The sequence below is a fragment of the Pseudomonas campi genome, from assembly GCF_013200955.2.
Taxonomy (GTDB): Bacteria; Pseudomonadota; Gammaproteobacteria; order Pseudomonadales; family Pseudomonadaceae; genus Aquipseudomonas; species Aquipseudomonas campi.
This window is the reverse complement of record NZ_CP053697.2, coordinates 1,153,788-1,173,362: the sequence shown is the minus strand read 5'-3', so window position 1 is coordinate 1,173,362 and position 19,575 is coordinate 1,153,788. Positions and strand designations below refer to the sequence as shown.

The 19,575-nt window shown below is 63.3% G+C and carries 17 protein-coding genes; 5 read left to right on the top strand and 12 right to left on the bottom strand.

The window, feature by feature from the left end; genetic code table 11:
• Nucleotides 1–19: 19 nt before the first annotated feature.
• The 7 genes from HNE05_RS05330 to bacA form a co-directional block, all read right to left on the bottom strand.
• Nucleotides 20–5,272 (bottom strand): DNA repair ATPase, encoded by a 5,253-nt coding sequence (locus tag HNE05_RS05330; RefSeq protein WP_173204072.1) that lies wholly within the window; start codon nucleotides 5,270–5,272, stop codon nucleotides 20–22.
• A 93-nt stretch (nucleotides 5,273–5,365) separates the two neighbouring features.
• Nucleotides 5,366–5,605, bottom strand: coding sequence for a hypothetical protein (locus HNE05_RS05325; protein ID WP_173204070.1), 240 nt, complete (start codon nucleotides 5,603–5,605; stop codon nucleotides 5,366–5,368).
• Between the two features lie 68 nt (nucleotides 5,606–5,673).
• The gene (locus tag HNE05_RS05320; RefSeq protein WP_173204068.1) at nucleotides 5,674–6,045 is read right to left on the bottom strand and encodes a TFIIB-type zinc ribbon-containing protein; all 372 of its coding nucleotides are present in this window, start codon (nucleotides 6,043–6,045) and stop codon (nucleotides 5,674–5,676) included.
• A 181-nt stretch (nucleotides 6,046–6,226) separates the two neighbouring features.
• Nucleotides 6,227–8,272, bottom strand: a complete 2,046-nt coding sequence (locus tag HNE05_RS05315) for a flotillin family protein (protein ID WP_173204066.1) — start codon at nucleotides 8,270–8,272, stop codon at nucleotides 6,227–6,229.
• Nucleotides 8,273–8,498: 226 nt separating this feature from the next.
• Nucleotides 8,499–9,143 carry an OB-fold-containig protein gene (locus tag HNE05_RS05310; protein ID WP_173204064.1) on the bottom strand — a complete coding sequence of 215 codons (645 nt, stop codon included), beginning with the start codon at nucleotides 9,141–9,143 and terminating at the stop codon, nucleotides 8,499–8,501.
• A 65-nt stretch (nucleotides 9,144–9,208) separates the two neighbouring features.
• Entirely contained in the window at nucleotides 9,209–9,904 is a 696-nt protein-coding gene (locus tag HNE05_RS05305; protein ID WP_173204062.1) for a PspA/IM30 family protein, read from the bottom strand.
• A 24-nt stretch (nucleotides 9,905–9,928) separates the two neighbouring features.
• Nucleotides 9,929–10,549, bottom strand: coding sequence for a biofilm formation regulator BacA (gene bacA / locus HNE05_RS05300; RefSeq protein ID WP_173204060.1), 621 nt, complete (start codon nucleotides 10,547–10,549; stop codon nucleotides 9,929–9,931).
• 293 nt (nucleotides 10,550–10,842) lie between these two features.
• On the opposite strand from bacA, the gene HNE05_RS05295 reads away from it, so the two are divergent.
• The 5 genes from HNE05_RS05295 to HNE05_RS05275 all read left to right on the top strand — a co-directional run bounded on the left by HNE05_RS05295 (nucleotide 10,843) and on the right by HNE05_RS05275 (nucleotide 15,640).
• The gene (locus HNE05_RS05295; protein WP_173204058.1) at nucleotides 10,843–12,039 is read left to right on the top strand and encodes a CaiB/BaiF CoA transferase family protein; all 1,197 of its coding nucleotides are present in this window, start codon (nucleotides 10,843–10,845) and stop codon (nucleotides 12,037–12,039) included.
• A gap of 281 nt (nucleotides 12,040–12,320) precedes the next feature.
• Entirely contained in the window at nucleotides 12,321–13,274 is a 954-nt protein-coding gene (locus HNE05_RS05290) for an ornithine cyclodeaminase family protein (RefSeq protein WP_173204056.1), read from the top strand.
• Nucleotides 13,271–14,425, top strand: a complete 1,155-nt coding sequence (locus HNE05_RS05285) for an NAD(P)/FAD-dependent oxidoreductase (protein ID WP_420826988.1) — start codon at nucleotides 13,271–13,273, stop codon at nucleotides 14,423–14,425. The genes HNE05_RS05290 and HNE05_RS05285 overlap by 4 nt, the downstream gene beginning before the upstream one ends.
• 116 nt (nucleotides 14,426–14,541) lie before the next feature.
• Nucleotides 14,542–15,171 (top strand): helix-turn-helix transcriptional regulator, encoded by a 630-nt coding sequence (locus tag HNE05_RS05280; protein WP_173204054.1) that lies wholly within the window; start codon nucleotides 14,542–14,544, stop codon nucleotides 15,169–15,171.
• Between the two features lie 28 nt (nucleotides 15,172–15,199).
• Nucleotides 15,200–15,640, top strand: coding sequence for a hypothetical protein (locus HNE05_RS05275; RefSeq protein WP_173204052.1), 441 nt, complete (start codon nucleotides 15,200–15,202; stop codon nucleotides 15,638–15,640).
• Between the two features lie 41 nt (nucleotides 15,641–15,681).
• Here the strand turns inward: HNE05_RS05275 and HNE05_RS05270 are convergent, their stop codons facing one another.
• From HNE05_RS05270 to HNE05_RS05250, 5 genes are all read right to left on the bottom strand, one after another.
• Complete coding sequence (locus HNE05_RS05270) at nucleotides 15,682–16,458, bottom strand: ABC transporter substrate-binding protein (protein WP_173204050.1); 777 nt, start codon at nucleotides 16,456–16,458, stop codon at nucleotides 15,682–15,684.
• Nucleotides 16,459–16,757: 299 nt separating this feature from the next.
• Entirely contained in the window at nucleotides 16,758–17,213 is a 456-nt protein-coding gene (gene moaE, locus HNE05_RS05265) for a molybdopterin synthase catalytic subunit MoaE (protein ID WP_173204048.1), read from the bottom strand.
• Nucleotides 17,214–17,217: 4 nt separating this feature from the next.
• Nucleotides 17,218–17,463, bottom strand: a complete 246-nt coding sequence (locus HNE05_RS05260; RefSeq protein WP_173204046.1) for a MoaD/ThiS family protein — start codon at nucleotides 17,461–17,463, stop codon at nucleotides 17,218–17,220.
• Nucleotides 17,460–17,936 carry a cyclic pyranopterin monophosphate synthase MoaC gene (gene moaC, locus HNE05_RS05255; RefSeq protein ID WP_173204044.1) on the bottom strand — a complete coding sequence of 159 codons (477 nt, stop codon included), beginning with the start codon at nucleotides 17,934–17,936 and terminating at the stop codon, nucleotides 17,460–17,462. The genes HNE05_RS05260 and moaC overlap by 4 nt, the downstream gene beginning before the upstream one ends.
• Nucleotides 17,937–18,031: 95 nt before the next feature.
• Complete coding sequence (locus tag HNE05_RS05250) at nucleotides 18,032–19,423, bottom strand: PhoH family protein (protein ID WP_173204042.1); 1,392 nt, start codon at nucleotides 19,421–19,423, stop codon at nucleotides 18,032–18,034.
• Between the last annotated feature and the right edge of the window lie 152 nt (nucleotides 19,424–19,575).

Sequence of the window (19,575 nt, the reverse complement as noted above, 5' to 3'; positions counted from 1 at the left end):
CGCGGGATCAGCCAGGCTGTCACGTTGGCTCGCCGTCGACGTCGCCCAGGCGCTGCTCGTGGCCCAGTTGCTCACCGAGATCACGCAGTTGGGTAGAGATTTCCTGCATGCGGTTGTGGGTGCGCAGGTCGATATCGATCTTCTTGTCCATCGCGTGGATCAACGGCAGAAAGCTGTTTTGCAGGCTGTCGGCCAGGCTTTCCAGCACCTTCTGCACCGCCGGTTGTGGCGGCGTGACCACCTCCACCTGCGGGCGCAGCTTGCCCAGGTTATCCAACCCGGCTAGCAGTTCGGCCCAGGGAATCGTCGGCGCGGCGGCTTGCTCGCCCGGCGCCAGCTTGGCCAGGCCGCGCACGCCCTCGACCAGATCGTTAAGCTGCGCCACCACCCTGCCGCCGACATCGGTGTCGCTGCCGCCCATGGCCTTGTTGCGCATGAAGTCGCGTTTGATCTGCGCCCAGCGCTCGGTTTGTACGTCGGTCATATTGCCGCGCAACTCGGCGAGTTTGAGCAGGTTTTCCTCGGCGCCGGTGGTGAGCAACTGAGATTCGCCCTGGTAGTGATCGGCGATCAGCTGCAACACCTCGGCGTCGTTCATCACCGAGCTGATCTTCTCCGCCATCTTGTTCATGTTGCGGTAGCTGCCCTGCAACTTGAACGGCGGTTCGGTGCGGTACTGATCGGCCTGGGCCGCGCTGGCGATGTACTGCTGGTTAACCCGGCCGACCACATCGCGCACCTGCATCAGACGCTGCAAGGTGGTGACGATTTCGTTGACTTCGGCGGCGCTGTAGCTGTGGCTCAGTTCGTTGCTGGAGCACGGCTTGCCCTCGGCCTTGGCAACGAAGCGATAAACGTCGGCCATATCGCGGGTGGCCAGCGGCGCCAGCACCGGGTTGGAGGTCAGGCCGTTTTCGATGTAGGACAGCGCGAAGGCTTCCTGCATGCCGCCCAGGGTGTCGCCGAGGTTATAGATGTCGGCGCGGTTGGCCAGCATATCCGGGATCTTGAATACGTCGCCGGACTCGGTATAGGGGTTGCCCGACATGATCACGCAGAACTTGCGCCCACGCATGTCGTAGGTGCGCGTGCGGCCCTTCCATACGCCTTCGATACGTCGCGTGCCATCGCAGAGCGAGATGAATTTCTGCAGGAATTCCGGGTGGGTGTGTTGGATGTCGTCGAGATAGAGCATCACGTTGTTGCCCATCTCCAGCGCCAGGTTGAGCTTTTCCAGCTCCTGGCGTGAGGTAGCGTCCGGCGCCTGGGCTGGGTCCAGGGAGCGCACTTCGTGACCCAGGGCCGGACCATTGATCTTCATAAAGATCAGACCGAGGCGGTGAGCAACGTACTCCATCAACGTGGTTTTGCCGTAACCCGGCGGCGAAATCAGCATCAGCAAACCGGACAAGTCCGAACGGCGGTTCTCCCCGGCGGTGCCCATCTGCTTGGCCAGGTTGTCGCCAATTACGCCCAGATACACGTCGTTGATCAGCTTGTTGCGCACGAAGGAGCTGAGCGGCTTGGGCTTGAACTCATTGAGGCGCAGAGCCTCGCGCTCGCGCGCCACCACTTCCTGACGCAGTGCCTGGTAGCGCTGCAAACCGGGCAGGAACTGCTCGCGATGCACACGCAGGCGGGCGAAGAAGTCGTCCACCGCCAGCACCAGTTGCCGTTCGCCGATGCGTGGGTGTTCGCCCATCAAGTCCTTGGCGGTAAAACGCAGATCCACCTCGGTGATGCGCTTGGGCAGATCCTCGGCAAGCAAGGTCAGGGCCACGGCTTCGGGCACATAGGCACTGAGCGCGGCGAATTCGTCTGCCGCGCAAAGGCCGCGCAGCCAGTTTTCCACCAGCGCCCACTGCGCTGCCGGGCGATCCTGCAGTTGCGTCAGGGTCTGCTGATAAACATCCCACATATGCGCCGTCTGCAGACGCGCCTGCAGGCCAGCCAGCAGCTCGCGGGCGTATTTGCTGAAGACGAACTCGATACGCTCGGCGGCCAGTTCCTGCACCAGGTATTCCGCCGCCTCGGCCAGCGTCGCCTGGGTCAGGTTCATGTCCTGCTCGGCGATATAACCGGCCATGGCCTCGGCAATTTCGGCCTGCAGCTGCAACAGGCTCTCGCGTTGACCGAACAACTGCTGGATATGCCGGGCACTGCGCGCGCGTTGCGGCCACTGCTTGGCATCGTCGCGGCGCTGCGCCTGGCCCCAGAAAAAGCTGGCGAAACCACGCGGCAAGGCGCCGTAGCTGAGCAGCCCGGCGCTGTCGCGTAGCGGCAACAGCTGGGTGAGGATCAGCGCCGCGTCGTGGTCGTGGATGCCCTTCTCGTAGCCGTCCTTGTAGCGCGGCGCGGCAAAGTCGCGGATGCTTTTGATCAGCGCGTCCGGCTGGGCCAGCTGCTGCTTGAGCAGGTCCAAGCTGAGGCCATCGCGCCCGGCATCGGCCGCTGCCAGCACTTCGCCGGCCAGGTATTCGGCGCGGTACAGCGTGGCGGATTCAGACTCCAGGGACACCTGCCAATAATCACGCAGCGCTTCCAGCTCAGCATTTTGCAGCGGCTCGAGAAATTCGGTGCCGGTCAGGTGCAGGTAGAGCTGATCGCCGCGCGGCATCAGGGTCAGATCCAGCTCCTGGGTGTTGACGCTGAAGCGGTGGCGCGGGCCGAGCTTGATGACGTTGCCGCCCTCCTCGAACAGCTCGCTCTTGTCGCGCAGGCTACGCACCGCCTGATCGCGGGCGGCCTTGAGGCGCGCCTCAACATCCTCGGCCTTGACGCTGTCCTTCAGCTCGCGCAGGCGCTCGGCCAGCTCGCGCAGCTTGAGGATCAGCGGGTCGGCGGCGAAGAAAGCGTTCAGCTCGTCCGGCTGAGTCAGGCGTGCGGTCCGCCGGCCGAGGCTTTCCAGAATCCGCCGGGCGGCATCGAGCAGGCCCTGGGCCTTGCGCTGGCGCTCGTCGAGCAGCGCCTGTTTGTGCGCCTCGAAGGTTTCCAGCAGCTCCTCGCGCTTGCTCAGAATGTCGCCGAGGAACTGTTCCTGATCTCCGAACTGGCTCTCCAGCTCTTCCAGCTGCACCAGCAGGCGCGACAGCTGTTCGTCGCAACGTTCCGGGTCCTGGGCCATGGCCAGGGCGTTGGTGATGCCCTGACTGAACAGTTTGAACTGGGCGCCGAACTGCGCCACCGTCTCCGCCGAACCCAGCCCCTTGCGCCGCTGTTCGGCGCGGGCCTTGGCCTGGTTAAGACGGGCGTAGACCTCGGAAATCGACTCGACTATCGCGGTGCGCTGGGTCGCGTCGTCGATCGGCAGCGAGGCCATCAGGCTGGACAACATATCCAGGTTGCCGGCCATGGCCTGCAACGCCACCAGCGGTTCGTTGAGTTGGCTGACGCTCTCGGCCTTCTGCGCCTGGGCGTCGAGCTGAGCCAACTGCAGCACATAGGGCTCCAGCGCCGCCTTGCTGGCCAGAAACCCCGAGGTGGCGGCCGCGACCTGCTCCTGGGCCGTCAGCAGCTCGGTTTCCATGGCGTCGATGCGCGCCACGTCGATATAGCGATAATCGCGGATGGTCAGCAGTTGGCCGCGCTGGGCGTTGATGCCATTGAGCGCGTCGACGAAGTGCTGCACCTCATCCCAGCTATCGATCAGCAGACCGGAAAGCAACGCCTGCTGCCGGGTTTCTGCTTCGGCCATGGCGCGCGCAGATTGCTGGCGGATGCTTTCGACCTTCTCGAACTCGTCGAGCACCAGCTCGCCGGTGGCGGCGATTTCGCGCAGCAGCGGTGCCATACCCTGGCATTGGGCATCGCCCAGCCAGTGGTAGACGTCAAACAGGCGACGGGTGTTCTGGCACAGCTGGGTGTAGCGCTGCACCGAGACTTCCGGGGTTTCGATCTCGCGACTGAGGCCCAGCAGGTCGGAGACGCCGCGTACCAGTTCGGCATTGCCGATACGGCCGAAGAAACCGCTGCGCACCGGCTGGCGGGCGGCGAAATCATCGCTGCAGAACGGCGTCTGCCAGATCTGCATCGGGTGGATACGGGTTGGCTCGCTGCCTTCGGCGGCGAAGATCACCATGCGCCCGTCTTCCAGGCGCGCGTAGCCGTGGCCGAAGATCGGGTTATGCAGCTGACGGTTGATCATGTTGTAAGTGAACAGCGCCGAACGGCCTTCTTCCGGGTGGTAGAAGATGTACTGCACGTCCTCGCCATTGGGCGAACGCACCGCGCGCTTGAAGCGCATGCCGGCCATGGGTTGCTCGAAGGCCTTGGACTCGCCGTTCTGCAAGTAATAGCCGCCGGGAAAGATGATGCCGTGGTCTTCCGGCAGCTGCACGCAGGCCAGGCCGATGGCGTCGATACGCTCGACCTTGCGCGTCAGGTTATTGAATACCAGGTAGCGCCACTGCTCTTCGCGATACGGCAGCACTTTCAGCAGGATCAGGCTGCCGAGTTTGGCGTACTCGATCTGCGCATCGTCCAGGGACTGGGTCTTATCCAGCACTTCTTCGCGGTAGATACCCAGGCCGTCTTCGGTGTTGTTCTCGACCTTGACCGTGAGGTCGCCGCCGATGGTCTCGACGAAGATGGTGTCGAGGATATTCATATGCGGATGACGGCCGTTGACCACCATCTCGCGGGAAGTCTTTTGCCATTCGAAATCGAACGGCGCCGGCAGCGCTATATCGCGCTCACCGCGGTTGTCGATATAGCGGACTTCTTTGCCGTCGACGGAGATCGACCAGCGGAACACCCGGATATCGCTGATCCGCTCGCCGATCTGGAAGCTGGCCAGCAGCTTGCCGTCGCGCACCAGCAGTTGCAGCAAGCGTGTGTTCTTGTAATAGGTGTAGAGCTCGTTGAAGTCGTTAACGAAGCTGCTCTGGCCGAGAAAGCTGTCAGCCAGAGCCACGCTCTCGGCTTCGTAGCCTTCGTCCTGTTCGCTTAGGCGATACAGGGAGAACACATCCTCGACGCGGGTTTCCTTTTTCAGGCCGAGGAACACGTTGTAGCCGAACAGCAGATTCTCGCCGACCTGAACGATATCGCGGGCAGTGCAGTTGTTCTCGGTGCGGATGCGTACCCGCCCGACCACCTCCATCTGGCTGCTGCCGAACTCCTGCAAGCGCTGAGCGTTCAGTGCTTCGGTGGTCTGGCGCAAGCGCAGGCCTTGCTCCTGCAGGCGCTTGTGCAGCACCTCATAGGCACCGCCTTCGGCGACGGCCTTGTCCAATACATCCTGTGGTTGGGCTACGGCTGGAGCATCCGACATCGTGGTCTTCCTGAATCTGCGCTGTCTGCTAGCAAGGTGGGACGAGGCTTGGGGCCGGCTTCAGCCGGCCCCGAAGGCGAATCTACCCTTGGTTTAGGCACCAATCTTTTGGGCAATTTCGGCAAGTTTTTCGCGCATCGCCTGATCGAGCTCTTCGGGCTTGATCTGAGCGATGATCTTCTTCAGCACGCGAACTTCATTGTCATCAATCACCCCGTCGCGCTCGGCAACACCCAGCAGAGCACCCAGTTCCTGCACGTCCAGGCGGCCGTCATTGGCAAAGCACTGAATCGAGCGAAACGACATTTCCAGATAATCCCGTGGTTCTGACATAAGGCTTCCTAGTGGGGGAGTACAAATCTGCAACACTGGCTTGCGCCTGCGTCGACAAAAAACGACCGCTAGTGGCGCGCCGTTAACGAGAAGCGCTTGAAGAAGTCGCTCAAGCTAGTCGATGCCAAATCGCGAAACTCGCCGGCGTCAAAGAAGCTGCCAAAGCAGGTTGGGCAGCGCTCGAACCAGATATGCGGCTGACCAGGGTCGACCATGCGCGTCATCGGACTATTGGCACATGCCGGGCAATCGATACGATCGTTGGTGTTGTGCATGCGGCCCGATTCGGCGCTGCCTACATCTAACTGCTTGGCATAGGGCTTGAGGTCTTCGTGTTCGAGCATGTTGAACCACAGCCCTTTGCAGGCGGTGCAGCGATCGATCACGCCATCCTGCGTCGGTACTTTTTCCATAGCGGCCTGGCATTTCGGACAGTGCATGTAATTTCCTTATTTATCGAGGTGGACATAGCGTCACTTGAAAACACAGCGGCAGCTTGCTGGTTGACGACCCCGAGGAGTCGCCGAGCCTAACCGGCGCACTTTAGTTTCTACGAAGCATCCCTAAATGTTCATTTCGCACCCAGCCCAGCAGCATGCAGCACGCTGGGTGCGAGCTCCGTCAGGTACTGGCGCTGTCTACCGCCGCCGGCGTCTTGCTTTCGCCGACGCGGCCGTTCAGCAGTCGGGCCAACACGTCCTGCACCACCGGGCTCTTGCCGACCACGCCTTCGATGGCTTTGCCCACCGACAGCGACTTGGCGAAGGAGTTGAAGAAGTCGCCTTCACCGCCGACGATCTCGATCTTCGCCTTGGACAGCGCCGCCGAGAGCACTTCGGCCTGGTCCTTGGCGATTTCCTTGTTGGCGGCGATGGCGGCCATGGCCTCATCGAAGTTCGCCTCCAGCTGCATGCGGAACTCCTCGTGCTGGCGGGCGTTGTCGCTGAGTGCATCGAGAGCACCGAACTTCTTGCCCAGACCTTCGGCCTCGGCATTCAGACGCTCCAGCAACACATGGGCTTCGGCCATACCCAGATCCTGGGTGGCTTTGGCCTTGGCCGCACCGAGCTGCTCTTCGCCGCGCGCCTGGGCGCCGAGTTTCTCTTCCAGCACCTTGGCGTCGGCCAGGCCGTCTTTTTCCTTGGCGGCAGCCTTGGCTTCGGTCACCCGCGCCTCGGCCATGCCCTTCTCCTGGTCGCCCTTGGCCGCAGCAATCAGTTGTTCGGCATGCACACGGGCTTCGGCCAGGCCTTCCTTCTCCTTGGCGGCGGCGGTGACTTCACGCACTCGCGCATCGGCCAGACCCGGCGCAGCGCGCTCGGCTTCGATACCTTCGGCCATTTTCTTCTTGGCTTCGGCCTGCTTGGCCGCGGCTTCCAGCTCGGCCTGAGCCAGGTTGTTGATTTCCACGGCCTTGTGCTGGGAGCGGGTCTCGTCGGCTTCGGCCTGTTTGACCTGGCGCACCAGCTCCTGCTCGGCTTCGGCCTGGGCGTTGAGCACCATGACCTGCTTGGCCCGATCGGCCTCAGAAACCTCACGCACTTCCTTGATGCGTTCTTCTTCCTGGGCCACGGTTTTCTCGACCGCCACACGCTCGCGAATCACCCCGGCAATGTTCTTGCGTTCGACTTCCAGGGCTTTTTCTTTCTCGATGCGCTGCAGCTCGACTTCGCGCTCGCGGGAGACGATTTCCAGGTCCTTGGCGCGGGTGACTTTTTCCACCTCGATAACCACCGCACGCTGGCGGTTCTGCTGCGCCACTTCGACCTCGCGCTGATGGTTCTCGGCGCGGATATCCAGTTCCTGCTGGGTGGTGATGCGTGCCTGCTCGGCCTTCAAGCGTTCTTCTTCCTTGACCTTGAGGGTCTCGGCTTCTTCGCGGGCGCGGATGGTTTCGATCTCACGTTTCTGCCGCGCCTCGGCATCGGCCTGCTGACGCTCGAGAGCCAGGGTCGCCTCGCGGGTTTCCACGTTCTTCTTCTTGATCGCCAGCTCTTCGTTGCGCTCCAGGTCATTGGTGATGACGTTCTGCGCAGCGGTCAGCTCGGTGATCTTGCGGATACCGGCCGCGTCGAGGATGTTGCTCGGATCAAGGGAGCTCTTGGCAGTCTGCTCCAGATAGTCGATGGCCACGTCTTCCAGCACATAGCCATTGAGATCGTTGCCGATCACCTCAATGATGCGGTCGCGAAATTCCTGGCGGTTCTCGAACAGCTGAACGAAGTCGAACTGCTTGCCGACGGTCTTCAGTGCCTCGGAGAACTTGGCGTTGAACAGCTCGTTCACCGCACTGCGGTCAGACGCACGATCCACACCGATGGCTTTGGCCACCTTGAGCACGTCCTCCTGGGTCTCGTTGACGCGCAGGTAGAAGGCCACGGTAATGTCAGCACGCATATTGTCCTTGCAGATCAATCCGTCCTTGGCGCGCCGGTCCACTTCCAGGGTGATCAGCGAGATGCGCATGAACTCCTTGAGGTAGATCACCGGGTAGACCAGGGCGCCGGTGAAATGCACCTTGGGTGTCGACGACATGTCGTTGACGATCAGCGCCGTACCTTGCGGGACCTTGATGTAAAAGGCTTTGAACAGTACGAAAAAGCCGAAGATCAGTAGAAAGAACAGACCCACACCGGTCAGGAAGGGCATCAGCAGCTCGAGGCTCATTGCAATCAATCTCCTTTGATTCAGGGTTGAGTTCCGGGTGTAGAGCCTGTTCAAAATCTCGCGAGCTAGAGCCAGACAAGGCAGAAATGGCCGAGGGAGCGGAGTTTACGAAAAGTAAATGAGCATGACTCGCTCCACTCGCCCCTACGGGCGTTAGCCGCAAGCGGCTTTCCGAGGGCATTTCTAACGTCGTATGGCCGACGCGCAGCAGATTCTGAACAGGTTCTCAGAAGCCCTTGAACTCGTCCTCAGTTATGACCCGGTAGGCATGTTCGGCCTCCAGGTACTCCAGCAACACGACGCGGTCGCCGCGTTTGAAACCTCGCGCCTCATCGGCACGCACACGCAGGATCAGGCCCGCGCCACCGTTTTCCAGCACCGCCTCGCCGTGGCTCAGGGTGACCCGACCACTGCGCACCACGGCCGTCTGGCCGAGCACCGAGTTGCTGCTGGCGGCTTCCAGCTTGCGAAACAGCGGGCGTAGCGGCCGGCACAGCGCAGCACTGACCGGCACCGCCAGCAGCAGCGCAGCGAATGCCACAACCAGGCCCAGCGGATAACGCAACAAGCCCAGCGGCAGATAACGCAGGAGCAGCAGTTCGACGAAGTAGCTGACGCTCCAGGCGAAGAAGAACAGCAGGGTCAGCACCAGCGTCACCGGCACGCCGTTCAAGCCCAGCTTCAGCAGCAGCCCGGCGAAGCCCTCCGGTTGCAGCGCATGGTTGTCCAGCGCGGAGTCAGCCTCGATATCGAGCAGGTCGACTTCGAGAATGCCCAGCGCAGCGACGCACCAGTAGAGGATTGCCACGCACAGCAGAAAGCTGAACAGCGCGGTGGGGAACGACAAGGCGCACTGCAGGAAGATTTCCATGTTTTTCCTATCCCTGTTGTCGGCCAGTCGGCAGCTTGCACTGCCGACATGCGATTACCCGCGAATCAGGACTTGGCCTTGTCCTTCAGACGCGCCAGCACGCTGTCGGCGCTGCCGCTGTCGGCGACGATACCCGCAGCACGCAGCTTGGCTTCCAGCGAGTCGTCCAGGCTGACGGCCTCAGCCAGTTCGGCCGTTGCCTCCATCACCGCCGCGCGCTCGGCCTGCTTCAGCTTGATCCGCTCCAGCGATTCGACCGCGGTATGCAGCTTGGCCTGCGAGCCACCGTAGCGCTGAGCCACGGCCATCTGTGCCTTCTGTACGCTCTCGGTGGCCTTGACCGTATCCACCTGTTGCTTCAGACGCTTGATATTGGCCTCGGCCTGGCTAACCGCCTTGCGTAGCTGCGCCACACTGGCCGCATAACCATCGGCCTGCTCGCGCTCGCTGGCCAGTTCGACCTCGAGGTTGGCGATCTTGCCAGCCACCTCCTTGGCCAAAGCCTCGTTGTCGGCTTCCAGGGCTTTCAGCGCGTACTGCTCGTACTCGGCGACCTTGGTTGCGCTTTTCTCGGCACGATCGGCAGCCAGCTTCTGCTTGGCCATGATCTCTGCCAGGGCTTCCTTGGACTTGCGCAGCTCCAGGTCGGCATCGCGGATTTCCTGATCGAGAATACGCAGGGCCTGACCATCGACCACTGCCTCACCCACTTCGTTGGCACCGCCGCGCAGCGCCGTCAGCAATTTGCTCCAGACGTTCATCAGCATTTCTCCTTCACAGTGGCTTTAGGCACTGGCCTTGAGGAAGCCTTCGTAGGCTTCGGTGGCCTTGATCACGTTGTCCGCCAGCAACTCGATTTCCTGCACCACGTTGGCCAGGATCGAACTGGCACTCAACGCACCAAACATGGTGTAGCAAGCCTGCCCGTCCGGCAGCGTTTCCAAACCAATGCAGGACAGCGGAAACAGCTTATGGCTGCGCAGCACTTCCTCATTGAAGGCAGCCGCATCGCGCACATCGGCCAGCGGCCAGAGCAGCGCCTCGACGATGATCTGCTCGCCGAACACGGCGATGAACAACGGCAGGTCGCCGTACTCGCGCATGGTTACATGCAAGCTGGCGTCGGCTCCGTCGATCAACTCGACCGCCGCACGCCCATCAGTGAACAGCTCCGCTGTCGACAGCGCTTCAAACAAGGCTTGCGCAGTCCAGACCTGAGGCATGCTCATATCCCCCTCCTTCTCCATAGAGGCCAACCCCGACTGAGGCTGGCGCAGTTTCCGCTCAAGCGCCGCGAGCACATGGGCGTGCTCGGGCAATATCCAGACTTCCTTCTTCACCAAGCCCTGCTCGCGCAGGCGCTGACGAAAAAGACGCTGGTAATGGGCTGATGATTTGCTTTCCATGGATGCAGATTAATTAATCACATGTAACGAATCAACAGATCACATGTAATGTTTTAAAACGACCGTTTGACAGGCGAATGCATGCCCGCGCGACGACCAGCGCCGACGCGGAATACGTTGAGAAGGAGGATGAACAGAACAGCAGGAGGGAAAGCCATCCCGGCCAGATAGAAGTGCGCATCCTTTCGCAGAGCGCGATTTAACCGCAAAACGCTGCACCAGCGAAGTGGATTTTCCCAAGGACCAGCACAATCGCATAGGCTTATGCGCTCCCCTACCGCCCCGGAGCCGCCATGATTCCCAGCAAACCCCTCGCCGGCCTGAAAGTGGTCGAACTCGGCACCCTGATCGCCGGGCCGTTTGCCTCGCGCATCTGCGCCGAGTTCGGTGCCGAGGTGGTCAAGGTCGAGTCGCCGGATGGCGGCGACCCGTTGCGCAAGTGGCGCAAGCTGTACGAGGGCACCTCGCTGTGGTGGTTCGTGCAGGCGCGCAACAAACAGTCGCTTACCCTCAACCTCAAGCACGAGGCCGGGCGTGAGGTGCTGAAGAAGCTGCTGAGCGAGGCCGATATCCTGATCGAGAACTTCCGCCCCGGCGTGCTGGAGAAGCTCGGCCTCGGCTGGGACGTGCTGCATGCGCTCAACCCCAAGCTGGTGATGGTGCGCCTGTCCGGCTTCGGCCAGACCGGGCCGATGCACGACCAGCCGGGCTTCGGCGCGGTGGGTGAATCCATGGGCGGGCTGCGTTACATCACCGGTTTCGAGGACCGCCCGCCGGTGCGCACCGGCATCAGCATCGGCGACTCGATTGCCGCACTGTGGGGGGTGATCGGCGCCTTGATGGCGCTGCGTCATCGCGAGGTCAACGGTGGCCAGGGTCAGGTGGTCGACGTGGCACTGTACGAGGCGATCTTCGCCATGATGGAAAGCATGGTCCCGGAGTTCGACGTGTTCGGTTTCATCCGCGAGCGCACCGGCAACATCATGCCCGGCATCACACCCTCTTCCATACACACCTGCGCCGACGGCAAGCACATCCAGATCGGCGCCAATGGCGATGCGATCTTCCAGCGCTTCATGCGCGCTATAGGCCGTGCGGACCTGGCCGATGACCCGACGCTCGCCGACAACGCCGGCCGCGACGCCCGCCGCGATGAACTGTACGGAGTGATCGACCGCTGGACCGCCAGCCTGCCACTGAGCGAGGTGGAGGCTACCCTGGTGCGCGCCGAAGTGCCGGCCAGCCGCATCTATTCCGCCGAAGACATGTTCAAGGACCCGCAATTCCTCGCCCGCGAGATGTTTCTCTCGGCCAAGCTGCCGGACGGCAAGCCGTTCAAGATGCCCGGCATCGTGCCCAAGCTCAGCGACACACCCGGCGCAGTGGAATGGACCGGCCCCGAGCTGGGCGAGCACAACGCGGAGGTACTTGGCCGGCTGGGTTACAGCACCGAACAGATCGCTGCCCTGAAGGCTGGCGGGGCGATCTGAACCAGCCCGCAGGGCATACGACGTAGGGTGGATCAGGCTTCACCGATCCACCGAGCGGGATCCGTGGTGGATGAGCAAGGCGTCATCCACCCTACACCCTGGGAAAACCCTTTAGCCGCCACGATTACGCAGTGGAACTGAAGACGATGCATGCGCCCCGAATCGATGCGACACACTCGTTCGCGCAAGCGCCATGCACAGACCAGCGGCCTTGCTGGAAAATACTTAAAAGTCCAATATAGACAAATAAGTTTATTCCCAATCCAGCGGAGCGCCCACCCATGTCCAGCCCGACGCCCTATGTGATCCACCAGGCCGAAGCCGAACGCCTGCTCGCCCGCATCGACGTGCCGGCAGCCCTGCGCAGCATGTTCCGCAGCCTGGCCAGCGGCCAGGCCGTGCAACCGGCACAGCAACTGGTGGAATTCCCTGCGGGCGGCGACTTCATCAATTACCTGGGTGTGCTGGCCGAGGATGGTGTGTATGGGGTCAAGACCTCGCCCTATATCCCCGGCCCGCACGGCGCCGTGGTTACCGCCTGGACCCTGCTGATGTCGATGCGCAGCGGCCAGCCGCTGCTGCTGTGCGACGCCCACAGCCTGACCACCGCACGCACCGCCGCCACCACTGCCCTGGCGGTCGACGAACTGGCACCGGCCGGCGCTCGCCACCTGGCGATCATCGGCAGCGGCGCGGTGGCCCGCGCCCACCTGCATTACGTGAAAGATCTGCGCGAATGGCAGAGCATCCGCCTGTACTCGCCAAGCCTGGCCAGCCGCAGCGCCGCCGCGCGCGCCGAGCTGCAGACGCTGGATAGCCGCCTGCAACTGTGCGACAGCCAGGAAGCCGCCGTGGCCGACGCCGAAGTGATTCTGCTGTGCACCTCCTCGGCCCAGGCCCTGCTCGATCCGCTGGCCCTGGGCCGCGCCGCGCTGATCACCTCGATCAGCACCAACGCACCGCGTGCCCATGAGGTGCCGCCCGCCAGCCTGGCCGGCATGGACGTGTATTGCGACTACCGCGCCACCACTCCCGGCGCGGCCGGCGAGATGCTCCTGGCGGCAGAAACCGGCTGGAGCCGCAGCAGCATCCGTGGCGATCTGCCCGAGCTGCTCAGCGGCCTGGCGCCCAAGCCGGACTACCAGCGCCCGGTATTCTTCCGCTCCATCGGTCTCGGCCTGGAAGACATGGCTCTGGCCAACGCCCTCTACCAGCTGCGGGAGCAGGACCAATGAGCGCGGTGATCGACGCCGAGTATCTGATCATCGGCGCGGGGATTGCCGGTGCTTCCACCGGCTACTTCCTCGCCGCGCACGGCAAGACCATCCTGCTCGAGCGTGAGAGCCAGCCCGGCTACCACTCCACCGGCCGCTCCGCCGCGCTGTACACCGTGGCCTATGGCACGCCGCAAGTACGCGCACTGACCGCCGCCAGCCGCGCCTTCCTCGACCAGCCGCCGGCCGGTTTCAGCGACCATCCGCTGCTCAGCCCACGCGGCGAGCTGGTGGTGGACTTCAGCGGCGACCCGGACGAGCTGCAGCGCCAGTACGAGAGTGGCAAGGCCAGCGTGCCGGACATGCGTCTGCTGGATGCCGACCAGGCCTGCGCCCTGGTGCCAGTGCTGCGCCGCGACAAGGTGCAAGGCGCCATGCTCGACCCTAGCGCCGCCGACATCGACACCGATGCCCTGCACCAGGGCTTCCTGCGCGGCATCCGCCAGCAGGGCGGGGAAATTCACTGCGCCAGCGACGTCACCAGCATCGGCAAGACCGTCGATGGCTGGCAGGTGCGCTGCGGCCAACAGCTGTACAGCGCCCGTGTGCTGATCAACGCCGCCGGCGGCTGGTGCGACGAGATCGCCAAGCTGGCCGGGGTCGCCCCCATCGGCCTGATCCCAAAACGCCGCGCGGCCTTCACCTTCCTGCCGCCGGAAGGCGTCGACAGCCATGCTTGGCCCTGCCTGGTGGACTTGCACGAAGCCTTCTATTTCAAGCCGGACGCCGGCCAGCTGCTCGGTTCGCCGGCCAATGCCGACCCGGTCGAGCCCCACGACGTGCAACCGGAGGAGCTGGATATCGCCCTGGGCATCTACCAGATCGAGGAGCACACCACGCTGTCGATTCGCCGCCCGCAGCACACTTGGGCCGGGCTGCGCAGCTTCGTCGCCGACGGTGATCTGGTCGGCGGTTACGACCCGCAGGTGGACGGTTTCTTCTGGGTCGCCGCCCAGGGTGGCTACGGCATCCAGACCAGCGCGGCGATGGGCGAGGCCTGCGCCGCGCTGATCCGCCGGCAGCCATTGCCGGAGCGTTTCGCCGCCTTCGGCCTCAGCGCGGCGATGCTCAGCCCCGCCCGTCTGCGCAGCCCGGATGCCATCCGGGAATAAGCTTCGCGCCCGCCCCGGATTGCATCCGGGCTACGGCGACCCTGCAGCGCGGGGTCGCTGATGACGCCCCCGGCGCTTTGCGGCACACTCGCCGAGCCGATCCAGGAGCCTACCGCATGACGCCCCGCCCCGCCGCCGACCTCGATAACTTCCGCGCCATCGCCGACGCCATCGCCACCCTGTTCTACCCCCATGCCGAGGTGGTGCTGCACGACCTGCGCACGCAGAAGATCAACTACATCGCCAACAACCTGTCCAAGCGCACCATTGGCGACGATGCGGCGCTGGAAGACCTGCTCAGCGGCGAGGTGGACGAGCGCAATATCGGCCCCTACGAGAAGCTCAACTGGGACGGGCAGAAGATCCGCTCGGTAAGCACCGTGCTGCGCGATGCCAAGGGCATGCCGATCGCCGTGCTGTGCCTGAACCTGAATATCTCGCTGTTCGAACGCGCCAAGCAGGCGCTGGACCTGTTCCTCTCCGCCAGCAAGCTGATCCCGCAGCCGGACGCACTGTTCCGCGACGACTGGCAGGAGCGCATCAACACCTTCCTGCACGCCTGGCTGCAGCAGCGCCAACTCGGCCTCAACCTGCTGACCCGCGAGCACAAGCGCGAGCTGGTCGAGGCCCTTCACGCCGAAGGCGCGTTCAAGGGCAAGAGCGCCGCCAACTATGTGGCCAATGTGCTGAACATGGGCCGCGCCACGGTGTACAAGCACCTGAAAGAGATCAAGGGCGAGGCCTGAGGTTCCCCCATCGGCAAGGAATGCCAACATGCAACGCCTGATCCGCTATACCTGCATCCTCCTGCAGAGCCTGGCCATCCCGCTGACGGCCGGCCTGTTCCTCTGCGCCGTAACCGGCGAGCTGCGCCAGCGGCGCCTGGTGCTGGAGTGGCCGTACCTGATCGACTCATACCACCCGGCCCTGGATATCCTCGGCCTCTCGCTACTGGGCATCCTGCTCTACGCCGTGCTGGCCAGCCTGCTGCGCCAGCGCCTCCTGCATGCCGTGGCTCTGCTCCTGCTGGCGATGCTGACCGCCTACAGCGCTGTGCAGGCCTTCGCCACGGCCTTCGGCAATACCTGGACGCCGGCGGAAGTGTTCTTCGAGCTGTACGTCGCCCACCTGCACCTGCTGGCCCTGGCCCTGCTCCCCGGCCTGTTGCTGTGGTGGCTGCCCGATTGGCTGCACCGACGTTTACCCCGGGCATGAAAAAGCCGCGCTAGGCGCGGCTTTTGGCTACAGCAGGCGCATCAATCGCCGTAGATATCGAAGCTGAAGTACTTGCTCTGGATCTTCTGGTACTCACCATTGGCGCGGATCGCCAGGATCGCCGCATTCAGCTTGTCGAGCAGGGCCTGGTCGCCCTTGCGCACGGCGATGCCGGCGCCTTCGCCGAAGTAGGTCGGGTCGGTAAACGCCGGGCCGACGAAGGCAAAGCCCTTGCCCTGCTCGGTCTTGAGGAAGCCTTCATCCACCGGAATGGCATCGGCCAGGGTGCCGTCGACGCGACCGGAAACCATGTCCAGGTAGATCTCGTTCTGCGAGCTGTAACGCACCACTTCCACACCCTTGGGCGCCAGCACCTCAGTGGCGAAACGGTCGGTGGTGGTAGCCCGCTGCACGGCGATGCGCTTGCCGTTGAGGCTGCTGAAGTCGGCGCTGATCTCAGTGCCAGCCTTCATCGCCAGGCGCGCCGGGCTGTAGTAGTACTTGCCGGTGAAATCCACCGACTTGCGGCGCTCGTCGGTGATGGTCATGGACGACAGCACGGCGTCGACCTTCTTCACTTTCAGCGAGGGGATCAGGCCATCGAACTCCTGCTCGACCCACTGGCACTCGACCTTCATCTCGGCGCACAGAGCGCCGCCGATTTCCACGTCGAAGCCCGCCAGCTGACCCTCGGCGGTCTTGAAGGCGAAAGGTGGGTAGGCCGCCTCGATACCCAGGCGCAGGGGCTTGTCGGCGGCGAACAGGCTGGATGCCATCAGGCTCAGGGCAAGGCTGCCCAACAGGACGAGTTTCTTCATGGTGCGACTCCCGCTATACGTGTGGGCGCCCGCCGCAGATGGCGGGCAGGTTGGCTGTAGGCGTTACTGGCGTGGCAGAAGAAAGGGCAGGCGGCGTAAATCGCTGCTGCAGTGGAACCGGTTGGGCAGTTGCTGATGCATGATCGCTCGCCGCTGATTTGTACTTATGAGTCCATACTGGACTTTTATGTACATATCGTCAACCAACGGTAACAACCGTAGGTCGACGGCCAATCGGCCAGCAAAGAGCAGCGCTGAAGAACCGGGAATGTCGTGTTGGCGCGCGCAACACCTGGCGCTCAGGACTTGGCCCAGCGCCCAGCCGCGTCCTGGTCGCTGCTACGCCCTTCCACCCAGCGCGCACCTTCTGGCGTGTCTTCCTTCTTCCAGAACGGCGCGCGGGTCTTGAGGTAATCCATGATGAAGTTGCAGGCGTCGAACGCCGCCTGGCGGTGGGCACTGGCGGTGCCGACGAAGACGATCGGCTCGCCCGGCGGCAACTGGCCGACGCGGTGGACGATCTCTACGCGTAGCAGCGGCCAGCGCTGCTCGGCTTCCACCACGATTTTCTGCAGGGCCTTCTCGGTCATGCCTGGGTAGTGTTCGAGGAACATACCGCGCACGTCCTGGCCGTCATTGAAGTCGCGCACGTAGCCGACGAAACCGACCACTGCACCAATGCCCAGCTGCGCCGCATGCAGGGCGTTCAGCTCGGCACCGGGGTCAAAGGCATTAGGTTCGACGCGCACGCTCATCTAACTAGCCCCCAGTCACTGTGGGGAAGAAGGCCACTTCATCGCCATCGGCCAGCTCGCTGTCCAGGCTGCACAGCTCCTGGTTACGCGCGCACATCAGGTTCTGTTCGGCCAGCACCTGCCATACGCCGCCCCGACTGAGCAGGTGCTCGCGCAGCTGATCGAGGCTACTCAGCGCGGCGAGCTGCAACTGCTCGCCATCAATGCCCAGCACCTCGCGGTAACGGGCGAAATACTGCACGCGAATCATGCCTGCTCTCCGGCCACGAAGTGGCCACTCTTGCCGCCCAGTTTCTCCAGCAGGCGCACCGATTCGATGACCATGCCGCGATCCACCGCCTTGCACATGTCATAGAGGGTCAACGCGGCGACGCTGGCGGCGGTCAGTGCCTCCATCTCCACGCCGGTCTGCCCGGCCAGCTTGCAGCGCGCCTGGATGCGCACGCAGTCGTCGCCCTCGGCCTGCAGTTCGACCTTGACGCTGGTCAGCATCAACGGATGGCACAGGGGAATCAGCTCGGAGGTCTTCTTCGCCGCCTGGATGCCGGCGATACGCGCCACGGCAAACACGTCGCCTTTCGGATGGCCGCCGCTGGCGATCATCTGCAGGGTGGCGGGCAGCATGCGCACGCGGGCTTCGGCCACGGCCTCGCGGGAGGTCACCGCCTTGTCGGTGACGTCCACCATGTTGGCGCGGCCTTGGGAATCGAGATGGGTCAGCACGGTCTTGCTCCGGAAAAGATGCGGCCATTGTAACGCCGCCCGCAGCCGAAGCACGCATCCCCTCCCCCGAATGGGAGAGGGGAATACCGCGTGATTTACATGTGGGTTTCCGCGTACTCGGCCAGCAGCGAACGCGGCACGCCCTGCAGGGTGATGTGTACGCCGTGCTCGAAGTCCTTGAAACGCTCGGTGAGGTAGGTGAGACCGGAACTGGTGGCGGACAGGTAAGGCGTATCGATCTGCGCCAGGTTGCCCAGGCAGATCACCTTGGAGCCGGTACCGGCGCGGGTGATGATGGTCTTCATCTGGTGGGGGGTGAGGTTCTGGCACTCATCGATCAGGATCAGGCTGTGCTGGAAACTGCGCCCGCGGATGTAGTTGAGCGATTTGAACTGCAGCGGCACCTTCTGCAGGATGTAGTCGACGCTGCCGTGGGTGCTTTCGTCGTCCATGTGCAGCGCTTCCAGGTTGTCGGTGATGGCGCCCAGCCAGGGCTCCATCTTCTCCGCCTCGGTACCCGGCAGGAAGCCGATGTCCTCGTCCAGGCCCTGCACGCTGCGGGTGGCGATGATGCGCCGGTAGCGCTTGCTGACCATGGTCTGCTCGATGGCCGCGGCCAGCGCCAGGATGGTCTTGCCCGAGCCGGCGGCGCCGGACAGGTTGACCAGGTGGATGTCCGGATCGAGCAGGGCGAACAGCGCCAGCGACTGGTAGATGTCGCGCGGCTTGAGGCCCCAGGCTTCCTGGTGCAGCAATGGCTCCTGGTGCAGGTCGAGGATGGTCAGGGTGCGTCCGTCGATGCCCTTGACCCAGCCGACGAAGCCCTGCTCGTCGATGATGAACTCGTTGACATGCACGGCCGGCAGGTTGTCGGTGAGCTGCACCTGGTGCCAGGTACGGCCGTGGCCCTGGCGGGTCTCGACCTTGTTCACGCGGTCCCAGAACGAGCCCGTCATGTTGTGGTAACCACGCGACAGCAGGTTGACGTCGTCGACCAACTGATCGGTGTGGTAGTCCTCCGAGGAAATGCCGCAGGCACGCGCCTTCAGGCGCATGTTGATGTCTTTGGTCACCAGCACCACACGCACGCCCGGGTTGCGGCTGCGCAGGTCGACCAGCTGGTTGATGATCTTGTTGTCGTTGAGGTCTTCGGGCAGCCAGGTCAGCGGCTCCGCCCGCTTGCTCATGAGGATCGACAGACTGCCGCAAGGCCCGCTCTTGCCACGCTGGATCGGTACACCCTTCTCCACTTCCTCCGGAGTGGCCTCGCCCAGTACCTGGTCGATCAGGCGGATGGCCTGGCGACATTCGGCGGCGACGGAGTGCTTGCCGGCCTTGAGCTTGTCCAGCTCTTCGAGCACGGTCATGGGGATGGTGACGTGGTGTTCCTGGAAGTTCAGCAGCGCGTTTGGATCGTGGATAAGGACGTTGGTGTCGAGGACATAGAGGGTGGGCAGGGTGGAGCGGTTGTGTCCGTGATCATCCATACTCGGTCACCTTATCTGGAGGCCATGCGGAGCCGGTAAAGCACTCCGTCGAAGGGCCGCCGACCACCCGACCGAAGTCGGGAAAGTGCTAGCAAAAGTGATGGCCGATGGCCGCCACCTGTGCTGCAGGGTTCGGCGGTCTGTCTTTGTTA

What these genes read in the sequence shown, in the direction of transcription:
- HNE05_RS05330 (WP_173204072.1), bottom strand. Translation starts at nt 5,272, where the DNA reads ATGTCGGATGCTCCAGCCGTAGCCCAACCACAGGATGTATTGGACAAG.
- HNE05_RS05325 (WP_173204070.1), bottom strand. Translation starts at nt 5,605, where the DNA reads ATGTCAGAACCACGGGATTATCTGGAAATGTCGTTTCGCTCGATTCAG.
- HNE05_RS05320 (WP_173204068.1), bottom strand. Translation starts at nt 6,045, where the DNA reads ATGCACTGTCCGAAATGCCAGGCCGCTATGGAAAAAGTACCGACGCAG.
- HNE05_RS05315 (WP_173204066.1), bottom strand. Translation starts at nt 8,272, where the DNA reads ATGAGCCTCGAGCTGCTGATGCCCTTCCTGACCGGTGTGGGTCTGTTC.
- HNE05_RS05310 (WP_173204064.1), bottom strand. Translation starts at nt 9,143, where the DNA reads ATGGAAATCTTCCTGCAGTGCGCCTTGTCGTTCCCCACCGCGCTGTTC.
- HNE05_RS05305 (WP_173204062.1), bottom strand. Translation starts at nt 9,904, where the DNA reads ATGAACGTCTGGAGCAAATTGCTGACGGCGCTGCGCGGCGGTGCCAAC.
- bacA (WP_173204060.1), bottom strand. Translation starts at nt 10,549, where the DNA reads ATGGAAAGCAAATCATCAGCCCATTACCAGCGTCTTTTTCGTCAGCGC.
- HNE05_RS05295 (WP_173204058.1), top strand. Translation starts at nt 10,843, where the DNA reads ATGATTCCCAGCAAACCCCTCGCCGGCCTGAAAGTGGTCGAACTCGGC.
- HNE05_RS05290 (WP_173204056.1), top strand. Translation starts at nt 12,321, where the DNA reads ATGTCCAGCCCGACGCCCTATGTGATCCACCAGGCCGAAGCCGAACGC.
- HNE05_RS05285 (WP_420826988.1), top strand. Translation starts at nt 13,271, where the DNA reads ATGAGCGCGGTGATCGACGCCGAGTATCTGATCATCGGCGCGGGGATT.
- HNE05_RS05280 (WP_173204054.1), top strand. Translation starts at nt 14,542, where the DNA reads ATGACGCCCCGCCCCGCCGCCGACCTCGATAACTTCCGCGCCATCGCC.
- HNE05_RS05275 (WP_173204052.1), top strand. Translation starts at nt 15,200, where the DNA reads ATGCAACGCCTGATCCGCTATACCTGCATCCTCCTGCAGAGCCTGGCC.
- HNE05_RS05270 (WP_173204050.1), bottom strand. Translation starts at nt 16,458, where the DNA reads ATGAAGAAACTCGTCCTGTTGGGCAGCCTTGCCCTGAGCCTGATGGCA.
- moaE (WP_173204048.1), bottom strand. Translation starts at nt 17,213, where the DNA reads ATGAGCGTGCGCGTCGAACCTAATGCCTTTGACCCCGGTGCCGAGCTG.
- HNE05_RS05260 (WP_173204046.1), bottom strand. Translation starts at nt 17,463, where the DNA reads ATGATTCGCGTGCAGTATTTCGCCCGTTACCGCGAGGTGCTGGGCATT.
- HNE05_RS05250 (WP_173204042.1), bottom strand. Translation starts at nt 19,423, where the DNA reads ATGGATGATCACGGACACAACCGCTCCACCCTGCCCACCCTCTATGTC.